The 24,016-nt window shown below is 65.5% G+C and carries 27 protein-coding genes; 16 read left to right on the top strand and 11 right to left on the bottom strand.

Going from position 1 to position 24,016, the window contains the following annotated elements:
* Positions 1-54: 54 nt before the first annotated feature.
* From msrA to JQ617_RS35540, 4 genes are all read left to right on the top strand, one after another.
* The gene (gene msrA / locus JQ617_RS35525; RefSeq protein ID WP_212030432.1) at positions 55-759 is read left to right on the top strand and encodes a peptide-methionine (S)-S-oxide reductase MsrA; all 705 of its coding nucleotides are present in this window, start codon (positions 55-57) and stop codon (positions 757-759) included.
* A gap of 31 nt (positions 760-790) precedes the next feature.
* Positions 791-1,210, top strand: coding sequence for a peptide-methionine (R)-S-oxide reductase MsrB (msrB, locus tag JQ617_RS35530; protein WP_212030433.1), 420 nt, complete (start codon positions 791-793; stop codon positions 1,208-1,210).
* Positions 1,211-1,318: 108 nt separating this feature from the next.
* On the top strand, positions 1,319-1,483 hold the full coding sequence (locus tag JQ617_RS35535) for a DUF3309 family protein (RefSeq protein WP_212030434.1): 165 nt from the start codon (positions 1,319-1,321) through the stop codon (positions 1,481-1,483).
* Positions 1,484-1,694: 211 nt separating this feature from the next.
* Complete coding sequence (locus JQ617_RS35540; protein ID WP_014492502.1) at positions 1,695-1,988, top strand: hypothetical protein; 294 nt, start codon at positions 1,695-1,697, stop codon at positions 1,986-1,988.
* Between the two features lie 275 nt (positions 1,989-2,263).
* On the opposite strand, the gene JQ617_RS35545 is transcribed toward JQ617_RS35540, so the two are convergent.
* Together JQ617_RS35545 and JQ617_RS35550 are read right to left on the bottom strand one after the other, a co-directional pair.
* Positions 2,264-2,809 (bottom strand): DUF4112 domain-containing protein, encoded by a 546-nt coding sequence (locus JQ617_RS35545; protein ID WP_212030435.1) that lies wholly within the window; start codon positions 2,807-2,809, stop codon positions 2,264-2,266.
* 61 nt (positions 2,810-2,870) lie between these two features.
* The gene (locus JQ617_RS35550) at positions 2,871-3,296 is read right to left on the bottom strand and encodes a DUF5413 family protein (protein ID WP_063694014.1); all 426 of its coding nucleotides are present in this window, start codon (positions 3,294-3,296) and stop codon (positions 2,871-2,873) included.
* A gap of 144 nt (positions 3,297-3,440) precedes the next feature.
* On the opposite strand from JQ617_RS35550, the gene JQ617_RS35555 reads away from it, so the two are divergent.
* The 3 genes from JQ617_RS35555 to JQ617_RS35565 all read left to right on the top strand — a co-directional run bounded on the left by JQ617_RS35555 (position 3,441) and on the right by JQ617_RS35565 (position 4,476).
* A complete protein-coding gene (locus JQ617_RS35555) occupies positions 3,441-3,683 on the top strand; it encodes a hypothetical protein (RefSeq protein ID WP_212030436.1) in 243 nt (80 codons plus the stop codon).
* Positions 3,684-3,718: 35 nt separating this feature from the next.
* Positions 3,719-3,949 (top strand): hypothetical protein, encoded by a 231-nt coding sequence (locus JQ617_RS35560; RefSeq protein ID WP_212030437.1) that lies wholly within the window; start codon positions 3,719-3,721, stop codon positions 3,947-3,949.
* Positions 3,950-4,203: 254 nt separating this feature from the next.
* Entirely contained in the window at positions 4,204-4,476 is a 273-nt protein-coding gene (locus JQ617_RS35565) for a hypothetical protein (protein WP_347336398.1), read from the top strand.
* A gap of 119 nt (positions 4,477-4,595) precedes the next feature.
* On the opposite strand, the gene JQ617_RS35570 is transcribed toward JQ617_RS35565, so the two are convergent.
* Both JQ617_RS35570 and JQ617_RS35575 read right to left on the bottom strand, forming a co-directional pair.
* A complete protein-coding gene (locus JQ617_RS35570; protein ID WP_212030438.1) occupies positions 4,596-6,236 on the bottom strand; it encodes a hypothetical protein in 1,641 nt (546 codons plus the stop codon).
* 37 nt (positions 6,237-6,273) lie between these two features.
* Complete coding sequence (locus tag JQ617_RS35575) at positions 6,274-7,566, bottom strand: adenylosuccinate synthase (RefSeq protein ID WP_063694017.1); 1,293 nt, start codon at positions 7,564-7,566, stop codon at positions 6,274-6,276.
* A 423-nt stretch (positions 7,567-7,989) separates the two neighbouring features.
* Between JQ617_RS35575 and JQ617_RS35580 the strand changes: the two genes are divergently transcribed.
* Positions 7,990-8,922 (top strand): DMT family transporter, encoded by a 933-nt coding sequence (locus JQ617_RS35580; RefSeq protein ID WP_212030439.1) that lies wholly within the window; start codon positions 7,990-7,992, stop codon positions 8,920-8,922.
* A gap of 4 nt (positions 8,923-8,926) precedes the next feature.
* On the opposite strand, the gene JQ617_RS35585 is transcribed toward JQ617_RS35580, so the two are convergent.
* A complete protein-coding gene (locus JQ617_RS35585) occupies positions 8,927-9,151 on the bottom strand; it encodes a DUF3551 domain-containing protein (protein ID WP_212030440.1) in 225 nt (74 codons plus the stop codon).
* Between the two features lie 97 nt (positions 9,152-9,248).
* Positions 9,249-9,638 (bottom strand): DUF1330 domain-containing protein, encoded by a 390-nt coding sequence (locus tag JQ617_RS35590; protein WP_212030441.1) that lies wholly within the window; start codon positions 9,636-9,638, stop codon positions 9,249-9,251.
* A gap of 105 nt (positions 9,639-9,743) precedes the next feature.
* Between JQ617_RS35590 and JQ617_RS35595 the strand changes: the two genes are divergently transcribed.
* Together JQ617_RS35595 and JQ617_RS35600 are read left to right on the top strand one after the other, a co-directional pair.
* Positions 9,744-10,679 carry a DMT family transporter gene (locus JQ617_RS35595; RefSeq protein WP_212030442.1) on the top strand — a complete coding sequence of 312 codons (936 nt, stop codon included), beginning with the start codon at positions 9,744-9,746 and terminating at the stop codon, positions 10,677-10,679.
* A 255-nt stretch (positions 10,680-10,934) separates the two neighbouring features.
* On the top strand, positions 10,935-11,912 hold the full coding sequence (locus JQ617_RS35600; protein ID WP_063694021.1) for a Bug family tripartite tricarboxylate transporter substrate binding protein: 978 nt from the start codon (positions 10,935-10,937) through the stop codon (positions 11,910-11,912).
* 293 nt (positions 11,913-12,205) lie between these two features.
* Here JQ617_RS35600 and JQ617_RS35605 read toward each other — a convergent pair whose 3' ends face one another.
* Entirely contained in the window at positions 12,206-13,888 is a 1,683-nt protein-coding gene (locus JQ617_RS35605; RefSeq protein ID WP_063694022.1) for a methyl-accepting chemotaxis protein, read from the bottom strand.
* 251 nt (positions 13,889-14,139) lie between these two features.
* Here JQ617_RS35605 and JQ617_RS35610 point away from each other — a divergent pair, with 251 nt between their 5' ends.
* The 6 genes from JQ617_RS35610 to JQ617_RS35635 all read left to right on the top strand — a co-directional run bounded on the left by JQ617_RS35610 (position 14,140) and on the right by JQ617_RS35635 (position 21,164).
* The gene (locus tag JQ617_RS35610; protein WP_063694023.1) at positions 14,140-15,183 is read left to right on the top strand and encodes a C-terminal binding protein; all 1,044 of its coding nucleotides are present in this window, start codon (positions 14,140-14,142) and stop codon (positions 15,181-15,183) included.
* A gap of 94 nt (positions 15,184-15,277) precedes the next feature.
* Positions 15,278-16,621: an ABC transporter substrate-binding protein gene (locus tag JQ617_RS35615; protein ID WP_212030443.1), complete on the top strand. Its 1,344-nt coding sequence runs from the start codon at positions 15,278-15,280 to the stop codon at positions 16,619-16,621.
* Positions 16,622-16,758: 137 nt separating this feature from the next.
* On the top strand, positions 16,759-17,715 hold the full coding sequence (locus tag JQ617_RS35620) for a carbohydrate ABC transporter permease (RefSeq protein ID WP_212030444.1): 957 nt from the start codon (positions 16,759-16,761) through the stop codon (positions 17,713-17,715).
* Positions 17,708-18,610, top strand: coding sequence for a carbohydrate ABC transporter permease (locus tag JQ617_RS35625; RefSeq protein WP_063694026.1), 903 nt, complete (start codon positions 17,708-17,710; stop codon positions 18,608-18,610). The genes JQ617_RS35620 and JQ617_RS35625 overlap by 8 nt, the downstream gene beginning before the upstream one ends.
* 131 nt (positions 18,611-18,741) lie before the next feature.
* Positions 18,742-19,710: an MBL fold metallo-hydrolase gene (locus JQ617_RS35630; RefSeq protein ID WP_212030445.1), complete on the top strand. Its 969-nt coding sequence runs from the start codon at positions 18,742-18,744 to the stop codon at positions 19,708-19,710.
* A 98-nt stretch (positions 19,711-19,808) separates the two neighbouring features.
* On the top strand, positions 19,809-21,164 hold the full coding sequence (locus tag JQ617_RS35635) for an esterase-like activity of phytase family protein (RefSeq protein WP_212030446.1): 1,356 nt from the start codon (positions 19,809-19,811) through the stop codon (positions 21,162-21,164).
* Between the two features lie 240 nt (positions 21,165-21,404).
* On the opposite strand, the gene JQ617_RS35640 is transcribed toward JQ617_RS35635, so the two are convergent.
* From JQ617_RS35640 to hutX, 4 genes are read right to left on the bottom strand one after another with little or no spacing between them, the layout of a single operon-like run.
* A complete protein-coding gene (locus JQ617_RS35640; protein ID WP_212030447.1) occupies positions 21,405-22,238 on the bottom strand; it encodes an energy transducer TonB family protein in 834 nt (277 codons plus the stop codon).
* Positions 22,238-22,684, bottom strand: coding sequence for a TonB system transport protein ExbD (gene exbD / locus JQ617_RS35645; protein WP_212030448.1), 447 nt, complete (start codon positions 22,682-22,684; stop codon positions 22,238-22,240). The genes JQ617_RS35640 and exbD overlap by 1 nt, the downstream gene beginning before the upstream one ends.
* A 3-nt stretch (positions 22,685-22,687) precedes the next feature.
* Positions 22,688-23,464 carry a tonB-system energizer ExbB gene (gene exbB / locus JQ617_RS35650; protein ID WP_212030449.1) on the bottom strand — a complete coding sequence of 259 codons (777 nt, stop codon included), beginning with the start codon at positions 23,462-23,464 and terminating at the stop codon, positions 22,688-22,690.
* 24 nt (positions 23,465-23,488) lie between these two features.
* A complete protein-coding gene (hutX, locus tag JQ617_RS35655; RefSeq protein WP_212030450.1) occupies positions 23,489-23,992 on the bottom strand; it encodes a heme utilization cystosolic carrier protein HutX in 504 nt (167 codons plus the stop codon).
* Positions 23,993-24,016: the final 24 nt, after the last annotated feature.

The following is a 24,016-nucleotide window of genomic DNA, read 5'->3' on the forward strand; positions in this document are numbered from 1 at the left end:
CGCCCGGTGCCAACCGACCTAGACTGTCGCAACCTTCCGAAAAGAGGCTCCGCCATGCGTCGTCCCGCCCTCCTGACCCTGCTCGCCGCCACCGCCGCCGCGACCCTGGCCTTTGCCATGCCGTCGCAGGCCGCCGAGGACGCGGTGGTGCTTCCCGCTCCCGCCGTGGACGCAGCGCCCGCCAGCGGCATCCAGACCGCGGTGGTCGCCGGCGGCTGCTTCTGGGGTGTGCAGGGCGTCTTCCAGCACACCGCCGGCGTCGTCAACGCGGTCTCCGGCTATGCCGGCGGCACCAAGGCGACCGCCGATTACCAGACCGTCTCGGGCGGCCGGACCGGCCACGCGGAATCGGTCGAGATCAAGTACGACCCGAAGAAGATCTCCTACGGCAAGATCCTCCAGATCTATTTCTCGGTGGTGCACGACCCGACCCAGCTCAATCGCCAGGGCCCCGACGTCGGCACGCAATATCGCTCGGCGATCTTCACCACCTCCGACGAGCAGAAGAAGGTGGCGGATGCCTATATCGCCCAGCTCAACGGCGCCAAGGTGTTCGGCAAGCCGATCGTGACCAAGGTCGGCGCGCTGGAGGCGTTCTATCCGGCGGAGGCCTACCACCAGGATTATCTGACGCTGCACCCGAACCAGCCCTACATCGCCTATAACGACCTGCCGAAGGTCGAGAACCTGAAAAAGCTGTTCGCGGATAACTACATTGAGAAGCCGACGCTGGTGAATGCCAGCAAGGCCACCAACTGATCGCGACATCATCAAAAGAAACGGGAGACCCATGCCCGACACCAAGACGAAAACCACCGACGACAAGGTCATCAAGAGCGAAGAGCAGTGGCGCAAGGAGCTCTCGCCAATGCAGTACGCGGTGCTGCGCGAGAAGGCGACCGAGCGTCCCTTCACGGGCGAATATGAGCACGACCACCGTGCCGGCACCTATGTCTGCGCCGGCTGCGGCAACGTGCTGTTCGAGTCCGACGCCAAGTTCGATTCCGGCTGCGGCTGGCCGAGTTTCACTGCGCCCGCGGTCGAGAGCCATATCGACGAGGAGCACGACGCGAGCCACGGCATGATCCGCACCGAGGTGCTCTGCTCCAAATGCAGCGGCCATCTCGGCCACGTCTTCCCCGACGGCCCCGCGCCGACCGGCCTGCGCTACTGCATCAACTCGGCAGCGCTGAAGCTCGAGCCCAAATAAACCCTGCGGGAGATCGGGTTCCTTCATGGAACCCGATCGCCCGATGTGCTTTTCTTCCCTGGCGGTGCGGCCGATCACCGCATTTCGGCGGCCGCCAGGGAGGATGCCATGACGCTTGGGACCATCCTGATCATCCTGGTGATCATCTATCTCATCGGCGGCCTGTCGGGCCGGTTCGGCGGTTACGGCTATGGCCTCGGCCATTCCGGCATGGGCATCGGAGGGGTCGTGCTGGTGGTGCTGGTCGTGCCGCTGCTTCTTGGCAAAGTGTAAACCATATAAGCTATTGAATTTACTTGGATTATAACCCTTGCGGGGCTGCCATGCGTGGATTCATCATCTCCCATCGCAGGGGTCGCATTTCTGTCAAATCGGCCTATATTAGAGGGCGAAAATGATGTGCGGCGGGCCGACCCGATCGTGGCCCCTGCCTTCCCAAACCCCACGCGCTTAAAGCCCCAGAGAGATCACGAGGTCTTTGACCATGCGTCCACTGCGTCCGTTCAACTTCAACACTTCCGCCGAGCTCTTCCCCGCCGCCATCCGCAAGAAGAAGCGTGCGGGCTTCACCTATCGCCGGTTCGGCACTGCGGCTGAAGCCGTGCAGTTCGCGATGGAGCAGTTGCCGACGGATTCGCTGAACGGCGCCTATCTCCAGGTCGAGGAAGCGCGCTTCGACCAGAACGGCATCCGCTCGCTCTACGAGAGCGAGGCCTTCCCGCTGCCCCGCCGTCCCCGGCCGGCGCCAGCCGCCGAGACCGACGCCGACGCGGCGTAAGTTTTCGCAAAGCCCGATGTGCGCAGAAAGCGCGATGGCCCAACGGCCGTCGCGCTTTTTGCGTTTCTGGAGGTCCCCCTTGCTTGCGGGAGAGCGAAGACTCTCGTTCCCCGGACGCAGCGCAGCGCTCCTTTAGCGGTGCGCTGCAGAGCCGGGGCCCATGCCAGCCACGATCCTCCCGACCTTTCTTGGGTTCTGGGTCCCGGCTCTGCGCAGCGGCACTGCGCGCCGCAGCGCGTCCGGGACACGAGAGAGGAGCGAGAAGAGACGAAGCCTCACATCCGAGGCTGCTTTTCGAGCCAGCGGCGGAGCAGGCGGACGTTGCGCATGTTGGCGCGGAACATGACGTCGAAGGCATCGCCGACGAACGGCACGATACCGACCACGCCGTCCACCGCGACATTGCCGAGCATGCGCGCGGTGATGTACCAGGGCGCCCCCAATGCGCGTGCCTCGCGCACCAGCCACAGCGAAATGGCCGTGGTGATGATGTCGCCGATGACGGGGATCAGCCCGATCAGGCCGTCGATGCCGTAGCGGATGTTGGTGCCGGGCAGGATGAAGGCGACGTCGAGCAGCTTGGCGATCGCCTCGAGCCGCGCGATGCGCTGCTCGCGCGTCAGATTGCCGAACGGGTTACCGGCGAACGGATTGTCCTTGCCGAACTCGAAGCGAAACTCGCGAAAGCCCTGGTCGAGCGTCTCCGGGCGGATCTCGTGTCCTTCCTGGTCGATGATCGGCCCGCGCGCCTCGGCGGTGCGCGAACGGCTCCCGGAACGGGATTTGGGGGGCACAAGGATATCGTCGTCGGACATGGTCATAGCCTGAGGAAAACGCGCCAGCGCGGCGGAGGTTGCTGCACCGCGCCTGAAGGCCGCACGTTCAGGTCGGGGCGGCCGCGGATTGCGGCTCCTCGACATATCTATGTACGATCCACGAGGAAATCACCGACGGCACGAAGCCGACCATGCCGTACAGGATGAACTGCACCACGCCCGAATCCGGCCCGCGCGAACTGTAGGTCAGCGAGGCCAGCACGAAGGCGAACAGGCCGACGAGGAGCATCCGCAATCCGGGTCCGATCCGGCGGACATGGATCAGGATATCGTCGACCGCGCCGATCATCAGCGAGGGCAGGAAGCCGAACAGATAGCTGTATTGCAGGGTCTTGAAGAACACGACGAACAGCTTGCCGACCTCGCCGAGACTGGTCTGGGCCCAATAGCCGGACTGGTAGGTCGTCGTCAGCAGCAGCAGGAACCCGCCGACGAACGGGCCGACCAGCGCAAACACCAGATAGCGTTTCATCAAATACCCTCACACATCGGCCCTGTTATAGCAGCGCCGCGGGAACCTTGAACAGCGGCGCGCCGGCCGCCTCGAAGGGGAACAAGTGGTAAGGCGACGAGTTCAGACAGGACCTGAATCATCCCTGTTGGATTGGAGCCGCCGATGTCCCGCAAACTTCTCCTGGCGACGATCACGCTGATCACCCTGAGCGGCCTGGCGGGCACGCCGGCTTTCGCCCAGGGGCACATGGGCACACAGCAGGAGCAGAACGCCTGCTCGCGCGATGCATCGCGCCTGTGCCGCAAGGAACTCGGCAATGACGGCGCAGTGCAGAGCTGCCTGCAGGCCAACCGGGCCAAGCTGTCGAAATCATGCAGCAAGGTGTTCGCCAGCCACGGCATGTGAGGATCGGCAACGCCCTGTGAACGGAGAGTGAAGCCATGTTGCGCGACGAACAACTCTCGATCCTCAGGGACATCAGCCAGTCCATCGCCTTCGCCGACGACCGGCAGGGCAAGGTCGGTGAGCTGATCGCCGACGGCTACGTGATGAAGGACGGCGACCTGTTCGAGCTCACCGCGAAGGGCGTCACCGCGGTGGAAGAACATGCCGCTTCGCTCGGCGCGAGCGAGGCGGAACAAGAGAGCGTATCCTCCGAACGTCTGATCTGATCGCGTGCATCTCGTTTGCTGCGTGACGTGCGCGCAACAATTGCGAATTCCTTTACGATGACCATTGCGGCCGCGTGACAATGGCGCATACTTCGCTCGGGCGGCGCAGCACTTTCGATTCGACATCGTAATCGAGCGACCACATGCGGGATCGAGATCCCGGCGTGAAGGCTGTGACATGCGGCAGATCAAGCCGTGTGCGGCGCCCCAAAACCAAGCGGCTCAAGCCCAGGGAACTCGGGGACCCATCCTTCATGACACGCCATCAGACCATCGCTTCGCTCTTCGCCTTCTCCGCCTGTCTCGCACTCCAGACATCGCCCGGCCTCGCCTTCTCGTCCGAAGCGCAGCAGATGTGCTCCGCCGACGCGATGCGGCTGTGCTCCAGTGAAATCCCCGACATCCCGCGCATCACCGCCTGCATGGTCCGCAACAAGTCGCAGGTCAGCCCCGGCTGCCGCGCCGTGATGGACCGCGAGCACGCCGCCGCGGCCGCATCCCGCAAGCGGGAAGCGGCGGCACAGTAACGGCGGACGTAGCGTCATGGCCCGGCTTGTCCGGCCATCCACGGCTCCAGGCCATGAGAACGTGGATGCCCGGGACAAGCCCGGGCATGACGATCTTTCTCGGTAGGAAGAGCGGAGCTCTAGTCGCCCCACTGCGCGAAGGCGTCGTTGAAGGCGCGCTCGCCGGGGGCGCCCTTCTCGATGGCTATGATGGCGCGGCGCTGGTTGGCGTAGACCAGCGGCACGTCGAACCACGAGCGCTCCTTCAGGAGCTGGACGTTGCGGGTGCGGTCGGCATCGACATTGGAGAGACCGACCAGGAAGAAGCCGTCGGTGACCTTCACCGCGAGGCCTGCGAGCGGGGTGCCGCGCGCCTGCTCGTTCGACTTCATCAGGATGCCCGGCACGTTGGAGACGCTGCCGCCCGGGAAATCCGGCGGCAGGATGAAGGTCAGTTCCGCGGTGTGACTCGCCGGCAGCGACGAGTCGGTATTGCGGCGGAACGACATCGTCATCTTGAACTTGCGGTCGGGGATCTCGATGTCGGCGCGCACGGCGACGTCGGGCTTCTGGTTGCCCGCGGCCTTGATCGGCTCGAGCCGCCACACCACCGAGCCGACATATTGCTTGCCCTTCGGATCGGACGGATCCTCGTCATAGAGCACGACCTTCTGCGCCACCGGCGCGACCGGCTGGTCGCTGGCCGAAGGCTGGCCGACGCGATCCGGAATCTTCGGCTTGCTCTGCGGCTGCGACGGATCCTTCGGCGCCTCCACCACCTGGGTCGGCGAGGACTTGAACAGATTGGTGACGGTCTGCACCAGGGGCTTGCCCCAGAGGATGCCGGCGCCGACCAGGATCAGCACGATGCCGATGGCGATCGCGCTCTTGAACGGGAATGCGGAGCCGGAGCGCCTGGGCTTCTTGACGTCGCGGTCGGGCGAGATGCGCGGACGGGGCGACGGCGGCTGCGGCGCGTAGCGCTCGGCCTCCTCGATCGACTCGTCATAGGAATAGGGCGCCTCGCCCTCGCCGACGCGGTTTTCCAGGCTCGGCTCGAGACGGTCGAATTCCGGCGAGGGCGAAGGCACATTGGCGTAGGTGCGGCGCGCGGCGCGGTTGGCCTGCGCGGCGGCGCCGCCGAGATCGTTGGCATCGGCCGTGATGTCGCGGAAGCCGCGCACGCCCGGGGCCGGCGGCAGCGCCGGCGGAGGTCCGATGTCCGGCGGGCGGCGCCCGCCTGCGCGGTCGCGGCCGGCCGGCGGAGGCGCGGGCGGCTCCGGCATCGACGGCGGCGCGGGCGGAGAACCAGGCGGACCTGGCTGGCGCGGCGCGTCGAAACGCGGCGCACGCGGCGGACGCTGGGCATCGCCCTGGTCGTCGACATTGAAGGACGGACGGTCGGCCCGCGGCGGTGTCGGGGCCGGCCGGGTGCGTGGCGCGCCGGGCTGGGAGGCGGGCTGATTGCCTTCGGCGGCACGCGTACTGGCCCGGCGGAAGGCATCGCCGCTACCGCTGCCGCCGCTGCGGCCGCCGCCCCCACCGGGGCGGGAGGCGTCGCGGGCGCGCTGGGCGGCTTCCGATTCGACCTTGCGGACGGCCTCTTCCAGCGACAGCCGTTCGCGGGTGATCTCGGATTCGGAGAGCGGCGGCTGCACGCTGCGCAGCTGCGCGATCAGGGCCGTGCGCGCCCGCTCATAGAGCGCGCGACGGCTTTCGCCGGGAGCATTGGGGTCCAGGGCGGCAATAGCGCGGGCGATCAGCGGATAGTAATCAGCCATTTCTACTCAACTATACGCGCGTCCCGGTAAGATATCGTTAAGCCTCAAACGGATTTTGCACGAGGATAGTATCTTCGCGTTCGGGGCTGGTGGAAAGCAGCGCCACCGGGCACCCCACCAATTCCTCGATCCGGCGGACATATTTGATGGCCTGGGCGGGCAGGTCGGCCCAGGACCGGGCACTGGCGGTCGGCTCCTTCCAGCCCTCGATGGTCTCGTAGATCGGCTCGACCCGGGCCTGGGCACCCTCACCGGCCGGGAAATGGTCGATCTCCTTGCCGTCGAGCTTGTAGCCGGTGCAGACCTCGATCGAATCGAAGCCGTCGAGGATGTCGAGCTTGGTCAGCGCGAGGCCGTTGATGCCGCAGGTGCGGACCGCCTGGCGGACCAGCACGGCGTCGAACCAGCCGCAGCGGCGGGGACGGCCGGTGTTGGTGCCGAACTCGCGGCCACGCTCGCCGATCTTGCGGCCGGTCTCGTTGTCCTGCTCGGTCGGGAACGGGCCCTGGCCGACGCGGGTCGTGTAGGCCTTGCACAGGCCGAGCACGTAGCCGACCGCGCCCGGTCCGAGGCCGGCGCCGGTCGCGGCCTGCGCCGCCACCGTGTTGGACGAGGTGACGTACGGATAGGTGCCGTGATCTACGTCGAGCAGCGCGCCCTGCGCACCCTCGAACAGCATGCGCTTGCCTTCGCGGCGCTTGATGTCGAGCAGCCGCCACACCGTCTCGGCGTAGGGCAGAAGCTGCGGCGCCAGCGCGCTCAGCTCCTTCAGGATCTCCTTGCCGTCGAACTCGGGCAGATTGAGTCCGCGGCGCAGCGCGTTGTGGTGCGCCAGCAGCCGGTCGATCTTGTGCGGGAGGGTGTCGAGGTCGGCGAGGTCCATCAGACGGATGGCGCGACGGCCGACCTTGTCCTCGTAGGCCGGGCCGATGCCGCGGCGCGTGGTGCCGATCGCCGTGGCCGCGTTGGAGGACTCGCGCAGCGCATCGAGCTCGCGGTGCAGCGGCAGGATCAGCGTGACGTTCTCGGCGACACGCAGATTGTCCGGCGAGACCGCAACGCCCTGCGAGCGCAGCTTGGTGACCTCGTCGAGGAAGGCGGCGGGATCGAACACCACGCCGTTGCCGATCACCGACAGCTTGCCCTCGCGCAGCACGCCGGAGGGCAGCAGCGCGAGCTTGTAGGTCTTGCCGTTGATCACCAGCGTATGGCCGGCGTTATGGCCGCCCTGGAAACGGACGACGATGTCCGCTTGCTCCGACAACCAGTCGACGATCTTGCCCTTCCCTTCGTCGCCCCACTGGGCGCCGACGACGACAACGTTGGCCATTCGCGGGTAATCCCTGTTCAATCTGTCTCTAGGAGGCACGATCCTCGCGGAAAACCGGTGTCCACTTTTCCGGGATCATGCCTGGTGCCCAGCCCAATCCGCGGCTCAGGACCGCTCGCACGCAAGGCAGCCAACCGGATAAAGGAAGCAGCCCTTCTAGGCAAGCAAGAACGGGGCTTTTTCGAGGTCCAAAGGCCTGCCCAAGCCTTTGATATCCCCTTAAAATCCTGCAACCTTTGGGCCCGGCGCCAGGCCTTCGACCAAAGCCTGAGAAGCCGCCTCCCCGCTGCATGGTCGCGATGCATCCGCCCCCCGTTGATGCAACCGCGATTTCCGTGTCTTTGAGCGTGGCCGGGCTGTCAGCCGGCCCGGGCATCGCCGGGCGGGTCGCCCCGGCGATGATGCGGGGCCATAACAAGCACAATGTCCGCCACCGGCCAGACCACGAGCGCCGACACATCCGGTCACAACTGGGTCGCCAACCAGCCTTACCTGCTGCTCAGCATCACCGCGCTGTGCTGGGCCGGCAATGCCATTGTCGGGCGGCTTGCCGCCGGCCACATCCCGCCGGTGACGCTGTCGTTCCTGCGTTGGACCTTCGCCTTCCTGCTGGTGCTGCCGTTCGCCTGGAAGCACCTGGCTCAGGACTGGCCCGCGATCCGCGGGCGGCTCGGCCTGATGATCACGCTCTCGATCACGGGCATCGGCGCCTTCAACACGCTGCAATACTGGGCGCTGGAGCACACGCAGGCCCTCAACACGCTGCTGCTGCAGTCGGCCGCGCCGCTGGTCGTGGCGCTGTGGTCGCTGGCCATCCTCGGCGTCCGCCTCACGGCGGCACAGGCGTTCGGCGTGCTGCTGTCGATGTGCGGCGTGCTGACGATCCTGCTGCATGGCGATTTCACCACGCTGTCGAACATCGAGTTCAACAAGGGCGACCTCATCTTCATCGTCGCGCTGATCATCTTCGCGCTGTATTCGGTGCTGTCGCTGAAGCGGCCGCCGATGCACGGCCTGTCGTTCCTCGCCTTCACCTTCGGCGCAGGCGCCGCCTGTCTCATCCCGCTGGAGATCTGGGAATTGTCAGCTCGTCCCGTCATGAAGCTAGACGGCCCTAATTTGCTCACGCTGTTCTATGTCGCGGTGTTCCCCTCGACGCTCGCCTATCTCTGCTTCAATCGCGGCGTGCGCCTGATCGGCGCCAACCGCGCCGCACCGTTCTTCCACGTGGTGCCGGTGTTCGGCTCGATCATGGCGATGGTGTTCCTGGGCGAGCACCCGCAGGCGTTCCATTTCATCGGATTCGCGCTGGTGCTGTCGGGCGTGTTCGTGGCGTCGAGGAAGCAGGCGAACTGACGCCTCAATGGGCGACTCTTCTCCTGTGCGCGTATTTCGGATTGATGCCGCAGGAGGCACGCGTGCCGGACGCCGAGACGCGGCACTGCTCGTAGGTATCGAAGCTGCAATTCCCCGGATAGCCCCATTGATCCCCTTGAAGGCAGTAGCGCCGCGCATGGGCCGGGGCGATCCCGACCGCGCACGACAGGACAAGGGCGGACAGGCTAATCAGGGCAAGGCGATGCATGGGTTCTCCGATGGCATGCGTGAGACTCACCTCGATTCCTTGCTGGCAAGCGCAGGACGACCCCTTGATCGAGATCAAGGCCGCGAGCCCGGCGGCGTCAGAGGACGCTGAACTTGCTGTAGGCCTCGCTCGTCGCGATGATGACGTGCTCGGCGCAGCCGTTCACGCGATGCGGGTCGGCCTGCGTCTCGTAGGCTTCCGACGTCATCATGTCCAGGAAAGCCGCAACGGTCGGATAATAGACCAGCGCGACGAAGTCCCAGTCATTGCCGGCGTGCGGACCGAGGGCGATGGCCTTGGCCTCGCCGGTCCAGAGCAAGGTGCCGCCGCGCGCCTTGATCATCGGCACTGTGACGGCGCTGTAACGCAAATAGGCGTCCCAGCCCGAACCGTCGCCGTCGCGCGAGCGCGCGTGAAAGCGCATCAGGTTCAGCATCACCACGGGCGCGTTCTGATCGAGCCCTTCCAGGCCTTCGATGTTCAACATATTGACCGCCAATGGCACCTCCTCCGGGCTTGCCTGCATTGTAGCATTGCGACCGCGTGACTTGTGTCATGACGGCAATCCGGCGCAAGCTCGTATCCGACGCCAATGACGATCGCTTCGCCCGCGCCAAAAGCCGCCAATCCCGCCAGTTGGCTCAACAACCAGCCTTATCTGCTGCTCAGCCTGAGCTCGCTGTTCTGGGCCGGCAACATCGTGCTCGCGCGCCATGTCGGCGCGCATGTGCCGCCGCTGACGGTGACGACGATCCGCTGGTTCGGCGTATTCCTGATCCTGCTGCCGTTCTCCTGGCCGCACCTGAAGCACGACTGGCCGGCGCTGCGCCGGAGCCTGCCCCTGATGCTGTTCCTGTCGCTGGTGGGCTTCGCCTTCAACAACGCGATCTCGTACTGGGCGCTGCAATACACGGAAGCGCTGAACGCGCTGCTGATCCAGTCGGCGGGTCCCCTGTTCGTGGCGCTGTGGTCGCTGGTGCTGTTCGGCGTGCGGCTGACCGGCGGACAGCTCGCCGGCATCGCGATCTCGCTGCTCGGCGTGCTCATCATCATCCTGCGCGGCGATCTCGCCGCGCTCGCCGGCATCAGCTTCAACCGGGGCGATCTGATGTTCGCGTCCTCGCTGGTGGCGTTCGGGATCTACTCCGCCTTCATCCCGCGCCGGCCGAAAGTCCATCAGCTCTCTTTTCTCTCCTTCACGACCTGCTGTGGCGCGCTGATGCTGCTGCCCACCGCGGTCTGGGAAGCCATGAACGGCAACGTCATGCATTTCGATGCGCTGACCTTGGCGACGCTGGGCTACATCCTGATCTTCCCCTCGACGCTGGCCTATCTGTTCTTCAACCGCGGCGTCGCGCTGATCGGCCCGAACCGGGCGGCACCGTTCTTCCATCTGGTGCCGGTGTTCGGCTCGGTGATGGCGATCGTCCTGCTCGGCGAGAAGCTGCAGCCGTTCCACCTGATCGGCTACGCGCTGGTGCTGGCCGGCGTCGTGATCGCCTCTAGGCAGGGCTCGGCGGTGAAGTAATTCCGCGGCGCGGACGCACGATAATTCTCGTGTCCCGGGCGCAGCGCAGCACGCAGTGATGCGCTGCTGAACCGGGACCCAGTTTGCCGCGGCATGGGCCCCGACTCTGCAGCGCACCGCACCGGACGATGCTTCGCATCGCCGGGAGCGCTGCGCTGCGTCCGGGGCACGAGACGTCGCGTCAAACTCACGCCTTCCGATTTCAGCGAAGAGAAGCTAGGTTCCCCGCCAACGAAAAAGAGGGAACGACCAGACATGCTTTCAGCGTTGATTTCGAACCTGCGCACCATCGGCGCGGCCGCGCTCTGCCTCGCCGCCGCGACCGCCGCCCAGGCCGACACCTACCCCAGCCGCAACATCACGCTGGTGCTGCCGTTCGCGGCCGGCAGCGGCACCGACACCACGACGCGGCTGATCTCGCAGCATCTGTCGCAGGCGCTCGGCGTCGCCATCGTGATCGAGAACAAGGCCGGCGCCAACGGCATGCTCGCCGCGACCTACGTCGCGAAGGCCGCCCCGGACGGCTACACGCTGCTGGTGACGACCAACACCACGCATTCGGCCAATCCCTATCTGCTCAAGAATCTCACTTACGATCCGGTCAAGGATTTCACCCCGATCGCGCGCACCGGCGACCTGCCCTTCATGTTGGTCGTCAATCCTGAGGTCCCCGCCAAGACCGTCGGCGAGCTCGTCGCCTATGGCAAGGCCAATCCGGGCAAGCTGAGCTATGCCTCGGGCTCGTCCTCGGCGATCGTGTCGGGCGCAACCTTCGCGCACAATGCCGGGCTCGACCTCCTGCACGTGCCCTACAAGAGCTCGCCGCCGGCGCTCAACGACGTCATGGGCGGACGCGTCTCGATGATGTTCGTGGACATCCTGACCGGCCTGCCGCACGTCCAGGGCAACGCGCTGCGCTCGCTCGCCGTCACCACCAAGGACCGCTCGCCGCTGGTGCCGAACCTGCCCTCGATGCAGGAGGCCGGCGTGCCCGATTTCGACATCTCGTCGTGGCAGGGCTATTTCGGCCCCGCCGGCATGCCGAAGGAGATCGTGACGCGGCTCAACGCCGAGATCCGCAAGATCGTCGAGAAGCCCGAGATCAAGGCCCAGCTGGCGACGCTCGGCATGGATGCGTTTTCGGGCACGCCCGAGGATCTCGGCAAGTTCGTGAACGAGCAGCTGGTGCTGTGGGAGAAGCTGATCACCAACGCGAAGATCGAGAAGCAGTAGGGCTCTTGTCCCGGACGCGCTGTGGCACGTAGTGACGCTGCGCAGAGCCGGGACCCAGATTGCGGCTAGCATGAGCCCCGGCTCTGCAGCGCACCGCTCCGGACGATGCTCCGCATCGCCGGGAGCGCTGCGCTGCGTCCGGGGCACGAGATCTGGGCCGCGCCTCTCCGTCATGGCCGGGCTTGTCCCGGCCATCCACGAATATCCACGATTGCAGCGGCCTAGAACGTGGATGCCCGGGACAAGCCCGGGCATGACGTCGTAGTCGATAGCGGTGACCGTGCGTTTGCGCCTTACGCCGCGCGGACCTTGGCGAGGAAGCCGTCCACCGCGTTGCGCAGCGCGCCGGACTGGCTGTCCAGCTCGCGGGCGTTGGTCAGCACTTCGCCGGCCGCACTGCCGGTCGCTTCCGCGGCCGAGGTGACGCTGCCGATATTGGCGTTGATCTCGCTCGAGCCGGCCGCGACCGACTGGATGTTGCGGGCGATCTCGCGCGTCGCCTCGCCCTGCTGCTCGATCGAGGCGGAGATGCCGGCCGTGATCTCGCTCATCTCGGCGATGGTCTGGGTGATGCCGCCGATCGCGGCGACCGCATCGCTGGTCGAGGTCTGCATCGCCGCGACCTGGGCGGAGATTTCCTCGGTCGCCTTGGCGGTCTGGTTGGCCAGCGCCTTGACCTCGGAGGCGACGACGGCGAAGCCGCGGCCGGACTCGCCGGCCCGTGCCGCCTCGATGGTAGCGTTGAGCGCGAGCAGATTGGTCTGCGCCGCGATCGAGTGAATGAGCTTGACCACCTCGCCGATCTTCTCGGCGCCGGTGGAGAGTTCCTGCACCGTGGCGTTGGTGCGTTCGGCGTCGCTGACCGCGCGGCTCGCGACTTCGGTCGAGCGCGTGACCTGGCGGGAGATTTCCGCGACCGAGCTCGAGAGCTCTTCGGCGGCGGCGGCGACGGTGCCGACATTGCCGGAGGCCTTCTGCGAGGCGGCACCGACGGTCGCCGCGCGCGAGGAGGCATCGCTCGCCGTCGCGGTCATCGACTGCGCCGTGGTCTGCATGCCGGCGGCGGCCGAGGAGACCGAGCGGACGATGCCGTTGACGCTGCGCTCGAAGTCGTTGGCGATCGCTTCCATCGCAGTGCGACGTTCCGTCGCGGCGCGATCCTTGGCGTCGGCCTCGCTCTTCTCGATCTCGCGGATGCGGACCGCATTGTCCTTGAATATCTGGACGGTCGAAGCCATCGCACCGATCTCGTCGCCGCGGCCGACGCCGGGGATGTCACCATCGAGCTTGCCGTCGGCGAGATCCTTCATGCGGGCGCCGAGCAGCGCCAGCGGACGGCTGATGCTGCGGCCGATCATCCAGGCGACGCTGCCGGCGACGATGACGATGCCGAGCATGGCAAGGCCGAGCAGCCAGTAGACCGGCCCCATCTTGGCGTCGATGTCGCTGAGATAGGCGCCCGTGCCGAGATACATGTCGAAACCGGGAACCGCGACGGCGTAGCCGATCTTGCTGATCGGCGTCTCCTGGCCGGGCTTCACGTAATCATAATAGAGCAGGATCGAGCCGTTGGCCTTGACGCCTTCCATCAGCTCGATGGACAGCTTGCGGCCGTTGGTCACGACGTCCATGCGGTTGGTGCCGATCTGCTTCGGATCGGGCGCGAGCTGCGTGATGCCGTCATAGGACGTGCCGAACAGATAGCCCGAGCCGTTGTCGTAGGTCATCGCGTTGCCGTAGCGGCGCAGCTCGGCCATCGCCGCGTCCTTCGTCAGCTCGCCGGCATCGACGCGCTTCTTCAGCGCGGCCGCGTAGTTGCGGCCGAGATCGACGATCGACTTGGTCTGGTCGATGCGCGCATTCACCATCTCGCGCTTCATCAGATAGCCGGCGAGAACTCCGGAGATGCAGAGGCCGAACAGGGTGACGCCGACAAGGATGCCAAGCTTGGGGGCGATCTTCAGGTTGCTCAACACGGGATGGCTCCGGAAAAAAGGGATACGGGCACGCGAGTGAATCGATCGAAATTGAATCAACTTTTAGTGTGAGACCCCTTAGCAAGTTACTTACGTGCCTCCGTAGAAGCCCGGACGATGCCGCCGAAACCGGCAATAATCATCACGGTGGACAACCGGGAATTGTACGCGCAGACATCGATTTCGCGTAAAAGACGCAAAGGCCCGCCCGAGAGGCGGGTCACAACAAGAAACCAAATCGGGAGCAGGACATGCCGAAATACAGGGTGGTGACGCCGAAGGGCGCGAGCTTCACGGTCGCAGGCAGCGATTATTCCTACGAGCGCGAGGCGCTCGATCCGATCGATGCCGAAATCGTCGAGGCCCCCGCCAACGAGGCCGAATTCATCGCCGCCGCCAGGGATGCCGACGCCATCTACGCCAAGGGCATCCCGATCTCCAAGACCATCATCGACAGCCTCGAGAACTGCAAGGTCATCACGCTCGGCTCCGTCGGCGTCGACAGCGTCGACGTGAAGGCCGCCACCGCCCGCGGCATTCCCGTCACCAACATCCCCGATACGTTCATCGAGGAGGTCGCCGACCACGCCATGATGCTGCTGCTCGCCGGCTTCCGCCGCCTGGTCGAGCAGGACCGCATGGTGCGCGACGGCCGCTGGGCCGAAGGCCGGCCGGCGCTGCTCAAGATCCCCCGCCTGATGGGCCAGACGCTCGGCTTCGTCTCGTTCGGGCGCGTCGCGCGCGCGGTTGCGAAGCGCGCCGCGCCGTTCGGCCTGCGCATGATGGCCTACGATCCCTTCATCCAGGAGACGCTGATGTACGACCACGGCGTCATCCCCGCGACGCTGAACGAGGTGCTGTCGCAATCCGACTTCGTGTCGATGCACGCCCCGGCCCGGCCCGAGGTGCATCACATGCTGACCGAGAAGCACTTCCGGCAGATGAAGAAGGGCTCGGTCTTCATCAACACCGGCCGCGGCGCCACGGTGGACGAGGAGAGCCTGATCAAGGCGCTGCAGGAGGGCTGGATCGCGCACGCCGCCCTCGACGTGCTGGAGAAGGAGCCGCCTTCGCACAACAATCCCCTGCTCCGCATGGAGAATGTGACCCTGACCGCCCATGTCGCCTCGGCATCGGCACGGTTCGACGAGGCGCGCAAGCGCCGCGTGGGCTACGAATTGTCACTGGTGCTTCAGGGGATGTGGCCGGTAAGCTGCGTCAATCCGTCGGTGCTGCAGAACACCGCGCTCCGCCGCTGGCAGCCCGTCAGCATGGATCGCGGACCGAACAGCTAGGCGGCCGGCGCATCAAGCGACGGAACCGGCAAAAGAACGGAACGGCCCTTCACCGGCGATCAACGCCGGGAAGGGAACACATAGGGAGGTACTGATGAGGAACGACATCACACGTCGTGATGCCTTGGCGCTTGGCCTGTCTGCTGCAACGCTCGCGGCCACCGGTGCTGCAGCGCAAACATCTGCTATCAAAGCTGCCGATGTTGCACCGCCCAAGCTCGAGATCGAGAAGGGCGCCAGCTTGCGCATGCTGCGCCCGGTGCGCTTCGTGCAGGCCGACGAGGACGTCTTCCGCGCCAATGCAGCGAAGTTCACCAAGGAGACCGGGGTCGAGGTCAAGGTCGACTTCGTCGGCTGGGAAGACATCAACCAGCAGACCGCGGTCACCTCGAACTCCGGCGCCGGTCCCGACATCATCATCGGCTTCTCCGACGCGCCTCATATCTACATCGACAAGCTGATCGAGCTCACCGACGTCGCCGACTACATCGGCAAGCGCTATGGCGGCTGGCTGCCGCTGGCGCAGCGCTACGGCAAGAAGAACAAGAGCGAGTCCTGGATCGGGCTGCCGTTCGGCGCCACCGCCGGTCCCCTGATCTACCGCAAATCGGCGCTGCAATCGGTCGGCTTCGACAAGGTGCCGGAAGACCATGCCGGAATTCTCGACCTGTGCCGCAAGCTGCACAAGGCGGGCAAGCCGGCCGGCTTCGCGCTCGGCAACGCCAAGGGCGACGGCAACGGCTTCGCCAACTGGGCGCTGTGGTCGCACAACGCCGCCCTGCTCGACGAGGAAGGCAACGTCGTCATCAACAGCAAGGAGACCATCGCTGCGCTGAACTGGGTCAAGGAGGTCTATCCGACCTTCATCGCGGGGACGCCGTCGTGGAACGACGTCAGCAACAACCGCGCCTATTCCTCGCAGGAGATCTTCCTGACCGCGAACGGCGTCTCGCTGTATTTCTCGCTGAAGAACGATCCCGCGACCAAGGCGATTGCCGAGGACAGCGAGCATCAGCTGCTGCCGAAGGGCCTCGCCAAGGTCTCTCCGATGGCCGGCCTGACGCTGAACGCCATGGTGTTCAAGCACAGCCCGTACCCCAACGCCGCCAAGGCCTTCCTGCAATACATGCTGGAAAAGGACCAGTACGAGCCGTGGCTCAATGCCAACTCCGGCTACTGGTCGCAGCCGCTGGCTGCCTATGCCGACGCCGCCGTGTGGTCGCAGGACCCCAAGGTGAAGCTGTTCAAGGACACCATGAACAGCACCTATTATGACGGCTACAAGGGCCCGATCTCGACGGCGACCGGCGCGGTCAGCGCCGACTACGTGCTGGTCCAGATGTGCGCGTCCGTCGCCACCGGCGCGGCCACCCCGGAAGCCGCGGCCGCCGAAGCCGAGCAGCGCTGCAAGCGCTACTTCCGGCGGCAGGGCCGGTAAGGGGCGACGACCAAGCAACCGTCATTGCCAGCGAAGCGAAGCAATCCAGACCCGTTCCCGCAGCGACAGCCTGGATTGCTTCGTCGCTTCGCTCCTCGCAATGACGTGGTGAAAGCCTAGAACAGGACAACAACCTAATGTCCGTGACCACCCTCTCCTCTCCCGCACTGGCGCAGCGGCAGCCGAACTGGATCGTGCGGTTGTTCGACTACAAGCCGTTCCTGATCGTGATGTGCCTTGCGCCGGCGCTCGGGCTGCTCGCCGTCTTCCTCACCTATCCGCTCGGCCTCGGCGTCTGGCTCGCCTTCACCGACACCACGATCGGACAGCGCGGCATCTTCGTCGGCTTCGAGAACTTCCAGTATCTCTTGACCGACCCCTTGTGGTGGAACGCGGTGTTCTACAGCGTGTTCTACACGGGCGTCGCGACCTTCGGGAAGTTCGCGCTCGGCTTCTGGCTGGCGCTGCTGCTCAACAACCATTTCCCGTTCAAGAGCCTGCTTCGCGCCATCGTGCTGCTGCCCTGGATCGTGCCGACGGTGCTCTCGGCGCTGGCGTTCTGGTGGATCTACGATCCGCAGTTCTCGATCATCTCCTATCTCCTGGTCGACGTGCTGCACTGGAGGTCGAGCAATATCGATTTCCTCGGCTCGCCCTGGCCGGCGCGGTTCTCGCTGATCGTAGCCAACATCTGGCGCGGCATCCCCTTCGTCGCGATCTCGCTGCTGGCGGGCCTGCAGACCATCTCGCCCTCGCTCTACGAGGCCGCGATGCTCGACGGCGCCAGTGCCTGGCAGCGCTTCCGCTACATCACCTTCCCGATGATGATGCCGATCCTGGCCATCGTCATGACGTTCTCGATCATCTTCACCTTCACCGACTTCCAGCTCGTCTACGCCATCACCCGCGGCGGTCCCGTCAACTCGACGCATTTGCTGGCGACACTGGCGTTCCAGCGCGGCATCGCCGGCGGCGAGCTCGGCGAAGGCGCAGCGATCGCGGTGTCGATGATCCCGTTCCTGGTGTTCGCGACGCTGTTCTCCTATTTCGGCCTGGCGCGCCGCAAATGGCAGCAGGGGGAAGCCAATGACTGATACCGTCGCGCAAACCTCGACCGTCGCCGACACGAAAGCGCCGCCCGACACCATGGCCTGGGATTCCGGGCTGCGGCGGCTGATGATGATCTATCTGCCGCTCGGCTGCTTCGTGCTGATCCTGCTGTTCCCGTTCTACTGGATGGCGATCACCTCGTTCAAGCCGAACGCGGAGCTGATGAATTACAAGGAGCACAATCCGTTCTGGATCTCCTCGCCGACGCTCGCCCACATCAAGCACCTGCTGTTCAACACCTCCTATCCGCAATGGCTGAAGACGACGATGATGGTCGCGATCGGCTCGACCACGCTGTCGCTGATCGCCAGCACGCTGGCGGCCTATGCGATCGAGCGGCTGCGCTTCCGCGGCAGCCCCTATGTCGGCCTCGGCATCTATCTCGCCTATCTCGTGCCGCCCTCGATCCTGTTCATTCCGCTCGCGACCGTCGTGGTGCAGTTCGGCCTGTTCGATTCGCCGATCGCCCTGATCCTGGTCTACCCGACCTTCCTGGTGCCGTTCTGCACCTGGCTGCTGATCGGCTATTTCAAGTCGATCCCCTACGAGCTCGAGGAATGCGCGCTGGTGGACGGCGCGACGCGGCTGCAGATCCTGCGCCGGATCACGCTGCCGCTGGCGGTGCCCGGCCTGATCTCGGCCGGCATCTTCTCCTTCACGCTGTCCTGGAACGAGTTCATCTACGCCCTCGCCTTCATCCAGAGCGGCGCCAACAAGACCGTGCCGGTCGCCATCCTGACCGAGCTCGTCACCGGCGACGTCTACCAGTGGGGCGCGCTGATGGCGGGCTCGCTGCTGGGATCGCTGCCGGTCGCGATCTTCTACTCGCTGTTCGTGGACTATTACGTGTCCTCGCTGACGGGCGCGGTAAAGGAGTAGCAGCGTCCGCGCGATCACGGCTTATCGTGCTATCGTGGTAGATCGCTTGCCTTCCTTGGTGCTACCAGCCGTCCCTGCGGCCGGTTCGATCATTGGCGCCGCCAATAAGCATCGAGGAAAGCGAGCATTGCATGGGATCGCCAGAACTCCCTTCATTGTCCCGACGGGGCTTTTGTCTGTGCTGCGTCGGCGGCACCTTTGCCGCCACAACGGGTTGGCTCACGCCGCGACAGGCCTACGCAGAGGCGCGCGGCCTCGTCAGCGTGATCAAGGACAGTGCGGCAACGTCCCTGATCACGACCACCAAGCTGCGTAACAATATCAGCGTGCTGGAAGGATCCGGCGGCAATATCGCCGTCCTCACGGGGCCTGACGGCAAGCTTCTGGTCGACGCCGGCATCGGCGTCTCGCGCCCGCGGCTTACCAACGCGCTGGCCGAGCTCGGCAAGGAGCCGATCGCGCACCTCATCAATACGCACTGGCACTTCGACCACGCCGACGGCAATGAATGGCTGCAGGCGGCCGGCGCCAAGATCATCGCCCACGAAAATACCCGCAAGCACCTCTCCGTCGTTCAGCGGGTCGAGGACTGGGACTATAATTTCCTCGCCCTGCCCGCGAGCGCCGTCCCGGCCCAGGTGTTCGCCAGGGAGCATCAGCTCAAGGTCAACGGCGCATCGATTGCGATGAAGTACTACGGGCCGGCACATACCGACGGCGACATTTCGGTGATGTTTACCGAGGCCAACGTCCTGCATGTCGGCGACACCTACTGGAACGACATCTATCCGTTCATCGACTATTCGACCGGCGGCAGCATCGACGGCATGATCGCGGCCTCCGACGCCAATCTGGCGGTGGCCAACAACGACACCATCATCATTCCCGGTCACGGCAAGCCCGTCAGCAACAAGGCGGAGCTGCAGGCATTCCGCGACATGCTGGTTACGATCAGGGACAATGTCGGCAACCTCAAGAAACAGGGGAAGTCGCGCGACGAGATTGTTGCCGCCAAGCCCACGGCCGCATTCGACGCAAGGTATGGGCAGTTTCTCGTCGATCCCGGCTTCTTCACCAGGCTCGTCTATGAAGGCGTGTGAAGCGGTATGCGAATAGCCGCCCTGCGGCCTTTCGCCCGCTTTCACAAAACTGCAACACGCAATCCGCATAAGGCGTCGTCCGCTAACAGGAGACGCACATGCGCGCGACTTTTCTCAGCACCGTCGCAACGATCATTCTTACCGCGAGCACCGCGCTCGCGCAGAGCGAGGGCGAATTCCCGGCCAAGCTCGCCGGCCACGTGGTAATGCCGGCCGCCACCTTCATCGACGCGCCGGCCGACGCCCCCGCCGATCTCAAGACCTCCGGCAAATACACCACCGGCAAGCGCGTCGACGCGCTCGGCACCGTGATGGGCAAGTCCTATGAGCGTCCGACCGGCGTGTCGCTGCCGTTCAAGGGCCAGCCGCTGCAGGGCCACTCCGGCATCAAGCACATGCCCGACGGCAGCTACTGGGTGATCACCGACAACGGCATGGGCGCGCGCGCCAACTCGCCGGATTCGATGCTGTACCTCAACCGCTACAAGATGGATTGGGCGAACGGCAAGATCGAGCGCCAGGAGACCATCTTCCTGCACGATCCCGACAAGAAGGTGCCCTTCCGCATCGTGCACGAGGACACCCAGAAGCGCTACCTCACCGGCTCCGATTTCGACACCGAGGGCTTCCAGATCATCGGCGAGAATTTCTGGATCGGCGACGAGTTCGGCCCCTACATCCTGAAGGCGGACAAGACCGGCAAGATCCTCGGCGTGTTCGAGACGGTTGCCGACGGCAAGCCGGTGCGCTCGCCGGACAACTGGGCCGTCGCGACGCCCGGCGCGCCGGGCGCGACCTACACCAACGTCAACCTGCGCCGCTCCAAGGGCTATGAGGGCTTCGCCGCCTCGAAGGACGGCAAGTTCATCTACGGCCTGCTCGAGGGCCCGCTGTGGGATGCCGACAAGAAGGACTGGGAAAAGGTCGACGGCAAGGAAGCCTCCCGCATCCTCGAATTCGACGTCGCCGCGGAGAAGTTCACCGGCCGCTACTGGCAGTATGTGTTCGAGCAGAACGGCAATGCCATCGGCGATTTCAACATGATCGACCCGACCGCCGGTCTCATCATCGAGCGCGACAACGGCGAAGGCACCGCCGACAAGGCCTGCCCGCAAGGGACTCGCGGCGAAAATTGCTTCCCGGATCTCGCCAAGTTCAAGCGCATCTACAAGATCGAGCTCTCGGACGCCAATGTCGGCAAGCCCGTGCGCAAGATCGGCTATATCGACCTGATGAAGATCCAGGACCCCGACAAGAAGGCGCGCAAGCCGCTCAATGACGGTGTCTACACCTTCCCGTTCTTCACCATCGAGAACGTCGATCGCGTCGACGACACCCACATCATCGTCGGCAACGACAATAACCTGCCGTTCTCGTCCAGCCGCGATCCCAACAAGGCCGACGACGACGAGTTCATGCTGCTCGAAGTCGCCGACTTCCTGAAGGCGAAGTAAGGCGGCGCGCTCACAACTCCCTCCCTCTCCCCGCTCCTACGGGAGAGGGTTGGAAGCGACCACGGCGCCTCATCCTCCGTCATTGCGAGCGCAGCGAAGCAATCCAGAATCGTTCCGCGGAGACAGCCTGGCTTGCTTCGCTGCGCTCGCAATGACGAGGATAGAACTCAGTTCCCGCACTCTCGGTGCGTCCGCGGGGACTGCTCCTCGCCCCGCCCCCCCCCGCGGTGAAGGGCTTCGCTACCGGATCGCAAACGAGATCGGCACGGAGAAGCTCATCGTGGCGTGCGTGATCTCGGGCGGGAATGCCGGGAATGGCTGCGCACGGCGGACCATCGCCATGGTCTCGGCGTCGAGCGCCGCATAGCCGGCCGAACCGGAAAGACGGCTGCCGAGAACCTGGCCGCTGCGGTTCAGCGTAAAGCTCAGGCGCGACACGCCGTGCTCGCCGGCCGCCTTCGAGGCCGGCGGGAATTGCTTGAAGCGCTGCAAATGCGCGGCCACCATCTGGTTATAGGAAGCGATCGCTGCCGCCGACGCGCCGGTACTCACCGCCGATGCGGCGGGCGCCTGCCGCTCCGCACGCGGCGAGGCGGTGGTGCGCGGCGCAGGCGTCGTGTGACTGGGCTTCCTGGCGTCGGGACGCACCACTTTCGGCTTGACCGGCTCGGGCCTGGTCTCGGCGACCGCCTTGGCGGGCTCCGCCTCGGCCGGCTTCAGCTTCTGTTCGGGCGGCGCCACCACGTCAGGCTTTTCCTGCGGCGGCGTCGGCGCGATGGTCTCCTCGACGGCCTGCGGCACGGACTGATCCGGCGGAGAGGCGTCCGCCTGCTCCATCACCGGCCCCGGCGCGAGGTCGAGCGGCGTCGATTGCGGGGCCGACGTCACGGGCGACATGTCGACCATGATTGCCGGCAGGCTGACGCCCTGCTCCGGCTGCGACTTGATCCAGCTCATGGCCAGCACCGCGGCGGCAATATGCAGCGCCACGATCACGCCCGCCGAGACGCCCCAGCGCGCGGCCTCGCCCTCGCCGAGCGGCTCGTGCAGGGCAAAGGCGTTCGCGGCGGCCATCAGCTGCGTCCGTCGAGGCCGACGAGCGCGACCTTGAGATAGCCGGCATTGCGCAAAGTGTTCATCACCTCCATCAGGTCGCCGTAGCTCACCGCCTTGTCGGCGCGCAGATAAATGCGCTCGTCCTTGCGCCCCTGGGTGGCGGCTGCGAGTGCGGCGGCAAGACCGTCGCGCGCCATCGTGTCCTCGCCGACGGCAACGGTGAGATCCGGCTTCACCGTCACGAAGACAGGCTTGTCCGGGCGCGGCGCAGGTTCAGCCGCGGTCGCGGGCAATTCGACCCCGATGTCGACGGTGGCGAGCGGGGCTGCGACCATGAAGATGATCAGCAGCACCAGCATCACGTCGATGAACGGCGTGACGTTGATCTCGTGGGTGACGTCGAGATCACCGGGGTCGCCGCGCCTGAGCGGCGATCCCATGCGTGCACCGAGCTTCGCGCCCATGGCCTACTCCGCCGCCCGTGCCAGGCGAAACTCCCTGTGGTCGCGCTGGCGGCTGACCAGCAGCATCAACTGGGCCGAGGCGTCGCCCAGCAATGCGCGGTAATTGGCGATGCCGCGGACGAGATGGTTGTAGATGACCACCGCCGGAATCGCCGCCACGAGGCCGAGGGCGGTGGCGAGCAGCGCCTCCGCGATGCCGGGCGCGACCACGGCAAGGCTCGTGGTGTGGCTCTCGGAGATGCCGATGAAGGAATTCATGATGCCCCAGACCGTGCCGAACAGGCCGACGAACGGCGCGGTGGCGCCGATGGTCGCGAGCACGCCGGTGCCGCGCGCGATCTGCCGCGACATCGCCGCCTCGACCCGCTCCAGCCGCAGCGCCACGCGCTCCTGAAGACCGTCATCGACGACGCCGCCGGAAAGCTCGGCTTCCTTCGCGCAGGACTGGATGAGCTGGGCAACTGCATCGTGCGCATCCCCGATCCGCTCCGCCGCCTCCGCCAACTTCATCCTGCCTTCGAGCGCGCGGGTGCGCTGGACGGCGAGCGTGCCCTTGCGGCGCAGCTCGATGGTCTTGGCCAGCCACACCGTCCACGTCACCAGCGAGGCGATGGCGAGCCCGATCATCACCGCCTTCACGACGATGTCGGCGCCCAGGAACATACCCCAGGGCGACAGATTGCGCGGCAACAGCGCCTCGTCGATCGCGAAGGCCGGCGCCGGCGCGAGCGTCAGGGCAGTTGCCAGGATCACGTGCCGAAGCTCAACTTTGCTTTGCATCCTGATCTCCCGACAGAAGAGAAGCTACGCCGCGATCCGGTCCGCGAGCTGACGGAACCGCAGCAGCTGGTCCGCGCGCAGCGCCCGGGCCTCGTCGCGACCGACGAAGACCTTGAACATGATGCCGCCATCGGCGTTGACGAAGGCGACGAAGGCCGACGTCTTGCCCATGAAGGGACGCTCGACGAAAGCGACGGCCGCGCAGCGCTCGTGCCTGAGATGGCCGTGCAATCCCTTCGGCTGCATCAGGTTGAAATAGCCGCGGCCGATCTCGCCCGCCGGCACCGCCCCGGTGAACTCGAAGATCGCGTCATCGGTGTGGACGATCAGCGTGACCTCGCCCCATTCCGCGATGTCCTGCATGGCAGCGGCGAAATGATCGCCGCCACCGATGCGCACCATGGACGACGGCAACGCCTCGATCACCGCACGCGCGGTGACCCTGCGCTCGCGCGCGACGTCCTCGATCACCGCGCCGGGATTGTCGGCCATGTACGCCTTGAGATCGGCGAGATCGGTGTTCAGCATGTCCGTATCCCTTTCGTGATCAGC

The organism is Bradyrhizobium sp. KB893862 SZCCT0404 (assembly GCF_018130885.1).
Classification (GTDB): domain Bacteria; phylum Pseudomonadota; class Alphaproteobacteria; order Rhizobiales; family Xanthobacteraceae; genus Bradyrhizobium; species Bradyrhizobium stylosanthis.